Source organism: Micromonospora rosaria (assembly GCF_001567585.1).
GTDB lineage: Bacteria > Actinomycetota > Actinomycetes > Mycobacteriales > Micromonosporaceae > Micromonospora > Micromonospora rosaria.
The window spans coordinates 20,705-29,414 of sequence record NZ_LRQV01000092.1 but is presented as its reverse complement, the minus strand read 5'-3'; the positions used below and the strand labels follow the sequence as shown (position 1 = coordinate 29,414).

Genomic DNA, 8,710 nt, shown 5'->3' with positions numbered 1-8,710 from the left:
ATCGGTGTTGCAACCACCGGTTGAGCCCAAGAGAGGGGCCGAAATCTTCCAAGGTCCACCCGGGTCGGCAGGATGGGAGTGCTTTGGGGTGATGTGGGGGTCTTCGCGACTTCGGGGTGTCCAGCCGAGCGGGGTGTGTTGGAAGGCGTGTGGGGCATTTGCCGAGTTCTCCGTCGACCCCGCCGACCTGCTCGACGACGAGGCACCGGTGGTCGAGGACGAGGGCGCGGAGGTCGCGGAGCAGGTGGCGGGGGAGGGCTGAGGCTCCCAGCGGGGGCACAGCGGGGGTGGGACAGAATGGGTCGGTGACCTCCCCCCGCGACTGTGTGCTGCTGGGTTCCACCGGCTCGATCGGTACCCAGGCCATCGACATCGTGCGGCGCAACCCGGACCGGTTCCGGGTGGTGGCGCTGGGTGCCGGTGGCGGAAACGTCGGACTGCTCGCCGCCCAGGCGCTGGAGCTGGGGGTGGAGGCGGTCGGGGTGGCGAAGGCGTCCGCCGCGCAGGATCTCCAGCTCGCGTTCTACGCCGAGGCGAGCCGGCGCGGCTGGGCCACCGGCGACTTCAAGCTTCCCAAGATCGTGGCCGGGCCGGACGCGATGACCGAGTTGGCGCAGTGGCCGTGCGACGTGGTGCTCAACGGGGTGGTGGGGTCGCTGGGGCTCGCGCCGACCCTGGCCGCGCTGCGCGCCGGGCGTACCCTCGCGCTGGCCAACAAGGAGTCCCTGGTGGCCGGCGGCCCCCTGGTCAAGGCTGCGGTGACGCGGCCGGGGCAGATCGTGCCGGTGGACTCCGAGCACTCGGCGCTCGCCCAGTGCCTGCGGTCCGGCTCGGCCGCCGAGGTGCGGCGGCTGGTGGTGACCGCCAGCGGCGGGCCGTTCCGGGGGAAGCGGCGCGACGAGCTGACCGGGGTCACGCCGGAGCAGGCGTTGGCCCACCCGACCTGGAGCATGGGGCCGGTCGTCACGATCAACTCGGCGACCATGGTCAACAAGGCGCTGGAGGTGATCGAGGCGCACGAGCTGTTCGACGTGCCGTACGCCGACATCACCGTGATGGTGCACCCGCAGTCGGTGATCCACTCGATGGTCGAGTTCGTCGACGGCTCGACGATCGCGCAGGCCAGCCCGCCGGACATGCGGCTGCCGATCGCGCTCGGCCTGGGCTGGCCGGACCGGGTGCCGCAGGCGGCCTCCGCCGTCGACTGGACCACCGCGCACACCTGGGAGTTCCACCCGCTGGACGACGCGGCGTTCCCGGCGGTGGCGCTGGCCAAGGCGGCCGGCGAGGCAGGGCGCTGCCGGCCGGCGATCTACAACGCGGCGAACGAGGAGTGCGTGGCGGCCTTCGTCGCCGGCCGGCTACCGTTCCTCGGCATCGTCGACACCCTCGCGCGGGTGCTGGACGACGCTCCCGACTATGCCGAACCGGGTACCGTCGAGGACGTGCTCACCGCCGAGTCGTGGGCGCGTGCGCACGCGCAGGAGATCATCGTGGCATCGGTGGAAGGAGCTTGATGGCGTACCTGCTCGGGGTGGTGCTCTTCGCCCTGGCCATCCTCATCTCGGTGAGCCTGCACGAGGCGGGGCACCTGGCGACCGCCAAGGCCTTCGGCATGAAGGTCACCCGCTACTTCGTGGGCTTCGGCCCCACCATCTGGTCCTTCCGCCGGGGCGAGACCGAGTACGGCCTCAAGGGCATCCCGCTCGGCGGCTTCTGCAAGATCGTCGGCATGACCCCGCAGGACGACGACGTCGAGCCGGGCGACGAGAAGCGGGCGATGTGGCGGTACCCGGTCTGGAAGCGGACGATCGTGATGTCCGCCGGCTCGGCCACCCACTTCGCGCTCGCCCTGATCGGCGTCTGGATCATGGCGATCTCCGCCGGCCTGCCCAACCCGCAGTTCCCCAGCACCGAGGAGCAGATCCGGGCCGAGCCCGCCGTGGTGGCGCTCGCCGACTGCGTGGTGCCGGAGTTCGCCAACCGGGCCTGCGCCCCCGGTGACCCGGCCAGCCCGGCCGCCGCCGCCAACCTGCGCGACGGGGACCGGATCACCTCGCTCAACGGCACCCCGATCGCCGACTACGGCGACCTGCTCGCGGCGATCCGGACCGTCCGGCCGGGCAGCACCGCCGAGATCGGGTACGTCCGCGACGGCCAGCCGGCCACCGTCAGCACCGTGCTGGCGCAGACCCAGCGCCCGCCGCTGGACGACCCGAACGGCACCGTCGCCCCGGTCGCCGCGCTCGGCGTCGGCCTGATCCCGACCACCCCGGCCCGGGTCACGTACGGCCCGCTGGGCGCGTTCGGGGCCACCGCCGACTTCACCGGCACCATGGCGGTCAACACGTACGAGGCGATGAAGCGGCTGCCGGAGAAGGTGCCGGCGCTGTGGACCGCGATCACCGGCGGCGAGCGGGACATCGACACCCCGATCAGCGTGGTCGGCGCGAGCCGGCTCGGCGGCGAGGCGGTGGCGAACAACGCCTGGATCGTCTTCTTCATGCTCTTCATCTCGCTGAACTTCTTCATCGGCGTGTTCAACCTGCTGCCGCTGCTGCCGCTGGACGGCGGGCACATCGCCATCGCCTGGTTCGAGCGCGCCCGGTCGTGGATCTTCGCCCGGCTGGGCAAGCCCGACCCGGGGCGGGTCGACTACCTCAAACTCATGCCCCTGACGTACGGGGTGATCCTGATCGGTGGCGCGTTCACGCTGCTGACCATCACCGCGGACGTCATCAACCCGATCACGCTCTTCTCAAGGTGAGTGCCTGAAGTGACCGCTGTCAGTCTCGGTATGCCCGCCGTACCGCCCCCGCCGCTGGCCCCGCGCCGGGCCAGCCGTCAGATCATGGTCGGCTCGGTGCCGGTGGGCGGTGGCGCGCCGGTCTCCGTGCAGTCGATGACCACCACCCTCACCGCCGACGTCAACGCCACGCTCCAGCAGATCGCCGAGCTGACCGCCTCCGGCTGCCAGATCGTCCGGGTCGCCGTGCCCAGCCAGGACGACGTGGAGGCGCTGCCGGCGATCGCCCGCAAGTCGCAGATCCCGGTGATCGCCGACATCCACTTCCAGCCGAAGTACGTCTTCGCGGCGATCGACGCCGGCTGCGCGGCGGTCCGGGTCAACCCGGGCAACATCCGCCAGTTCGACGACAAGGTCAAGGAGATCGCGGCGGCGGCCTCGGCGGCCGGTACCCCGATCCGGATCGGGGTCAACGCCGGCTCGCTGGACAAGCGGCTGCTCGCCAAGTACGGCAAGGCCACCGCCGAGGCGCTGGTCGAGTCGGCGCTGTGGGAGTGCTCGCTCTTCGAGGAGCACGGCTTCCGGGACATCAAGATCTCCGTCAAGCACAACGACCCGGTGGTGATGGTCCGGGCGTACCGGCAGCTCGCCGAGCAGTGCGACTACCCGCTGCACCTGGGCGTCACCGAGGCCGGCCCGGCGTTCCAGGGCACCATCAAGTCGGCGGTCGCCTTCGGCGCGCTGCTCGCCGAGGGGATCGGCGACACCATCCGGGTCTCGCTCTCCGCCCCGCCGGTGGAGGAGATCAAGGTCGGCGCGGCGATCCTGGAGTCGCTGGGGCTGCGCGAGCGCGGCCTGGAGATCGTCTCCTGCCCGTCCTGCGGCCGGGCCCAGGTCGACGTCTACAAGCTCGCCGAGGAGGTCACCGCCGGCCTGGAGGGGCTGCCGGTGCCGCTGCGGGTCGCCGTGATGGGCTGCGTCGTCAACGGCCCCGGCGAGGCCCGGGAGGCCGACCTCGGGGTGGCCTCCGGCAACGGCAAGGGCCAGATCTTCGTCAAGGGCCAGGTCGTCAAGACCGTGCCGGAGGCGCAGATCGTCGAGACGCTGATCGAGGAAGCGCTGCGGCTGGCCGACGAGATGGGCGCCGAGCTGCCGGAGGACCTGCGCGACCTGCTCCCCGGAGCGACCGTCACCGTGCACTGACCGGTGGTGCGCGCCGGCCGGCTTGCCTACTCGGCCGGCGCGCGGCCCGGAGGATCTGGCAGGCTGTAGCCGTGCTGACGGTTCCGGTGCGGCAACTGGGGGAGTCGGAGCGTCGCGCCGTCGAGCGGCTGCTCGATCTCGACCCGTTCGCCGGGGCGCAGGTGGCCGAGCGGGTCGCGGCGCGCGGCCTCGCCTGGTGGCGCGCCGAGGGCCGGGTCCTGGGGTACGGCGCCCGGCGCAGCCTGGAGTCGATCTGCTGGCTCGGCGGCAACCTCACCCCGGTGCTCGCCTCCGAGGACGCCGTCGACGCCTACGCCGATCTGCTCGCCGGTGAGGAACGGATCTGCTCGTCGATCGTCGGGCGGGCCGACGCCGTCCTCGGCCTCTGGGAGCGGCTCGGCTCCGTCTGGGGCCCGGCCCGCGACGTCCGCCCCAACCAGCCGCTGCTGGTCACCGACGCGCTGCCGGCCGTGCCACCCGACCCGGAGGTACGCCAGGTGCGCGGCGGGGAGGTGGACCGCCTCTTCCCGGCGGCGGTGGCCATGTACACCGAGGAGGTCGGCGTCTCGCCGCTGGTCGACGACGGCGGGCGCAGCTACCGGCGGCGGGTCAACGAGCTGGTCCGGGCCGGGCGGGCGTACGCCCGGTTCGTCGACGGCCGGGTGGTCTTCAAGGCCGAGCTGGCGGTGGTGACCCGGCGGACCGCCCAGATCCAGGGGGTCTGGGTGGCCCCGGAGTGGCGGGGCCGGGGGATCGCCGTGGCGGCGATGGCGGCCGTGGTCCGCGACGCGCTGCTGCGGGTCGCCCCGACGGTCAGCCTGTACGTCAACGACTTCAACCTGCCGGCCCGCCGGGTGTACGAGCGCTGCGGTTTCCGCCGGGTGGGCACCCTCGCCACCGTGCTCTTTTGAGCCGTCGTGTCCTGCGGCGTCGTGTCCTGCGGCGGCGTGATCTTCTGAGCGAGCCCGCCCCACCTGCCCGGGTACGGGCGAAAATGCGTTGAGCGACCCCGGCGTGACCGGAAGGCTGGAGGCTTCGCCACCCCGCGTCCCGGAGGGATCTCGATGCGCCTGCTCCGTGACCTGTGGGTCACCTCCCCGCGCCGGCTGACGGTCGTCGCCGTCCTCGTCGTGCTCGGCGCCGCCGGGCAGGCCGCCGCGTCCGCGCTGGCCGGCCCGGTCCTGCTGCACCGCTCGGGAACGCTCTTCGTGGTGCTGGCGGTGGCCCTGGTCGCCGCGGTCCTCACCGACCTGGTGGTCGGCCTGGTGATGGCCGGGCTGACCGCCGACTGGTCCGCCGACGTGCGGCGGCGGCTGTGCCGGGTGGCCTTCGGGCAGGACCTGCCGACCCTGGAGAACACCCCGGTCGGCGAGCTGCTCGACCGGATCGACGGGGACGTCTATGACGTCGCCGCCGAGGTGCGCAACGTGGGCGTCCGGTTGACCCAGGCGCTGGCCACCGGCGTGCTCTCCACGGCGGTGGCGTTCCTGGTCTGGTGGCCGGCCGGCGTCGGCATGGTGCTGCTCACCGTGCTGCTGGTGGTGCTGGTCCGCCGCCCGACCGCGCGGATCGCCCCGGCCCGGATGGCCGAGGAGGAGGCCTGGTCCGATCTCGCCGCGGTGGTCGAGGAGGCCGTCCACGGTCAGGACGACGTCCGGACCAGCCTGGCCCGCCCGTACGTGCTGCGGCTGTTCGCCCAGCGCGCCGCGCGGGTCCTGCGGCGGGGGATCCGGGTGTTCCGGCTGACCGGCCGGGTCACCATGATCGCGGCGGCGGTGATGCGGGCCGGTATCGCCGTGGTGGTGCTCGGCGGCGGCTGGGCCCTGGTCACCGGGCGCATCGACGGTGCCCGGCTGACCGCCGTCTGGCTGCTCGCCCTCGGCTACGGCGCGATGGTCGAGAACGCCAGCCGGATGATCCCGCAGATGCAGCAGGCCCTCGGCGCGTGGGCGCGGGTGCAGTTGCTCGCCGACAGCCGGCAGGAGCCGACCGGCGGCGTCGTGCCGGTCCCGGGCGACCTGGTCATCCGGGGCCTGACCTTCCGGTACCCGTCGGCCGACGCCGGGCGGGAGCCGGCGCTGCGCGACATCCGCCTGACCTTCGCCCGGGGCCGGTCGTACGCGCTGATCGGGCGCACCGGCTCGGGCAAGTCGACGCTGGCCAAGGTGCTCTCCCGCGCCGTCGAGCTGCCCGCCGGCACGGTCTTCCTCGGTGGGGTGGACCTGCTCGACCTCGACGTCGAGCAACTCCGCCGGTACGTCGCCGTGGTGCCCCAGCGCACCGAGATCCTCGCCGGGACCCTCGCCGAGAACGTCGCCCTCTTCGACCCCGACCTGCTCGACGACGCCACCCGCGCCCTGCACGAGCTGGGGCTGGCCGGCTGGATCGACGAGCTGCCCGACGGCGTGGACACCCGGCTCGGCGCGGGCGGGTACGTGCTGTCGGCCGGGCAGGAGCAGCTCGTGGCGTTCGCCCGGATCCTGGTCCGGGACCCGCACGTGGTGATCCTCGACGAGGCCACCGCCCGGCTCGACCCGGTCACCGAGACCCGGGTGCAGCGGGCCACCGAACGCCTGCTCGCCGACCGGATCGGCATCGTCATCGCGCACCGGCTCTCCTCGGTGCGCCGCTGCGACGAGGTGGTGCTGATGGCCGACGGGGCGGTCGTCGAGGCGGGCCCGCTGCACACCTCGCAGCGCTTCGCCGAGCTGCTGGCCACCAGCACCAGCACCGCGTACGCGGGGTCGCGCGCCGGTGGCGGGGGCGGGCTCGACCTGCTGTCCGGCCCCGGCGATTCGACGGCGGAGGCGGTCGGGCAGCCGGTGGCGGAGCCGGCGGCAGGGGTGGCGGTGGCGGCGGCAGGGGTGGCGGTGGCGGTGGAACCGTCGGTGGCGGAGGCGGAGCGCGTCGTCCGGGCCGCCGGGGCGGCGGTGCCGAAGGCCCCGCCGCCACCCCTGCCGCCGGCGCCGCCCGCCCGGACCATGCGGGAGATCCTCCGGCTCTGCCGCAACGACGCCCGGTACGGCCTGACCTCGATCGCGATGTTCGCGGTGATGACCCTGCTGGGGCTGGACGGTGTGCTGCTGCCCTGGTTCTGGGCCGACCTGGTCGACGGGGTGGGCAGCGTGTGGCTGCCCGCCGCCGGGATCCTCGCCGCCCTGCTGGTCACCGTCCCGTTGCCGTACTGGACGAACCTCTGGTTCCCGCAGTGGTGGGTCCGGCAGGTGCTCCGGATCAACGCGCGGCTGGTCCACGGGCAGACCGGCCCGCGCCGGGTCAGCGCGCACACCCCGGCCGAGGTGGTCGCCCAGGGCGGCGACACGGACCGGGTGGTGCAGTTGACCGACAACCTGATGGACCAGGCCATCGCGGTGGTCCTGATCGTCGGCATGACGGTGGTCACCGGCAGCGTCGTACCGGCGCTGTTCTTCCTGGGCACGATGGTGGCCTCCGGGGCGGCGGCCACGGCGTTCGGACCCCGGCTGGAACGCGCCGCGCGGGCGACGGTCGCCGCGCGGGCGACCTTCGCCACCGCCCTGGTCTCGGCCCTGTCCGCCGCCCGGACGGTGAAGCTCGCCGGGGCGACCGGGCCGGTGCTGCACCACCTGGCCGGCCTGGACACCACGCGCAGCGAGCGGCAGCGCCGGGAGATCGTGGCGCAGGTGTGGTCCCGGTCCACCCCGGCGGTGGCCAGCGGCCTGCTGCCGATCGGCGCGTGGGCGCTCTTCCTGTCCGGCGGGCTGTCCGCCGGGGCCACCCTGGTCGCGGTCTCCACCCTCGGCGCCGCCCGCTGGTTCGCCTGGACGACCGCGTCGCTGGTCGCCCAGTTCCCGTCGGCCCGGGTGTGGACCCGGCGGACGGTGGAGATGACCGGGTCGGACGGGTACTCGACCCCGGTGCCCGGGGTGGACCTGGTCACCGGTACCGCCCCGGCCCCCGAGCCGCCGCCGCGCAACCCGCTGCGCCGGCTGGAGCTGGCCGGGTTCAGCGCGGTGCACGAGGACGGCACGGTCGCCGTGCGCGACGTCGACCTGACCGTGGCCCGGGGCGACCTGGTGCTGGTCGTGGGGCCGGTCGGGGCGGGCAAGTCGTCGCTGCTGCGGGCCCTGGCCGGGATCGTGCACCACACCGGCACCCTGACCTGGAACGGCGAGCCGGTCACCGAACCGGAGGTGTTCCTGCGCCCCAACCAGGTCGGGTACGTCGGCCAGCTGCCCCGGGTGCTCTCCGGCACGGTGGCCGAGAACATCGCCCTCGGTCACCAGGTCGACGCCACCGGCGCGGTCACCACCGCCCAACTGGACCACGACCTGGCGGCGGCCGGGGGCGGCCTCGGCCTGGTGATCGGCCACAAGGGCACCCGCCTGTCGGGCGGCCAGTTGCAGCGCCTGGCGCTGGCCCGCGCGCTGGCGCCCCGGACCGAACTGCTGATCGCCGACGACGTCTCGTCCGCCCTGGACGTCACCACCGAACTCGCGCTCTGGGACGCGCTGCGGCAGCACGGCGTCACGGTGATCGGCTCGACGTCCAAACGCGCGGCCCTGGTCCGGGCCGACCGGGTGGTGGTCCTGCGGGCCGGCGCGGCGGTCGCCCAGGGCACCTGGGCCGAGCTGGAGGAGCACTGGGGTCACCTGGCCGGCTGACCCGCCGCCCGCCGCCCCTGTCTGGGTGCGGCGTTGCGGCGGGCGGCATGCCCTTCGTCACCGACATACCACACAGGTATAAAAATGCCTCGGTGGTATGTCGGTGACCGTGGCACTG

6 protein-coding genes are annotated in these 8,710 nt (G+C 73.7%); all 6 read left to right on the top strand.

Annotation, left to right across the window (positions count from 1 at the left end; translation table 11 throughout):
- Positions 1-133: 133 nt before the first annotated feature.
- The 6 genes from AWW66_RS36080 to AWW66_RS21760 all read left to right on the top strand — a co-directional run bounded on the left by AWW66_RS36080 (position 134) and on the right by AWW66_RS21760 (position 8,592).
- A complete protein-coding gene (locus tag AWW66_RS36080; RefSeq protein ID WP_281179615.1) occupies positions 134-262 on the top strand; it encodes a hypothetical protein in 129 nt (42 codons plus the stop codon).
- Between the two features lie 43 nt (positions 263-305).
- Entirely contained in the window at positions 306-1,517 is a 1,212-nt protein-coding gene (dxr, locus tag AWW66_RS21780) for a 1-deoxy-D-xylulose-5-phosphate reductoisomerase (protein WP_067369586.1), read from the top strand.
- A complete protein-coding gene (locus AWW66_RS21775) occupies positions 1,517-2,767 on the top strand; it encodes a M50 family metallopeptidase (protein ID WP_067369583.1) in 1,251 nt (416 codons plus the stop codon). Before dxr ends, AWW66_RS21775 begins: the two co-directional genes overlap by 1 nt.
- A 9-nt stretch (positions 2,768-2,776) precedes the next feature.
- Entirely contained in the window at positions 2,777-3,949 is a 1,173-nt protein-coding gene (gene ispG, locus AWW66_RS21770) for a flavodoxin-dependent (E)-4-hydroxy-3-methylbut-2-enyl-diphosphate synthase (protein WP_067369580.1), read from the top strand.
- A gap of 71 nt (positions 3,950-4,020) precedes the next feature.
- On the top strand, positions 4,021-4,860 hold the full coding sequence (locus AWW66_RS21765) for a GNAT family N-acetyltransferase (protein WP_067369577.1): 840 nt from the start codon (positions 4,021-4,023) through the stop codon (positions 4,858-4,860).
- Between the two features lie 153 nt (positions 4,861-5,013).
- On the top strand, positions 5,014-8,592 hold the full coding sequence (locus AWW66_RS21760) for an ATP-binding cassette domain-containing protein (protein WP_067369573.1): 3,579 nt from the start codon (positions 5,014-5,016) through the stop codon (positions 8,590-8,592).
- Positions 8,593-8,710 lie beyond the last annotated feature (118 nt).

Bases quoted from the DNA above. Each gene is read 5' to 3' on its own strand.
- AWW66_RS21775 (WP_067369583.1), top strand. From the start codon at position 1,517: ATGGCGTACCTGCTCGGGGTGGTGCTCTTCGCCCTGGCCATCCTCATC.
- AWW66_RS21760 (WP_067369573.1), top strand. From the start codon at position 5,014: ATGCGCCTGCTCCGTGACCTGTGGGTCACCTCCCCGCGCCGGCTGACG.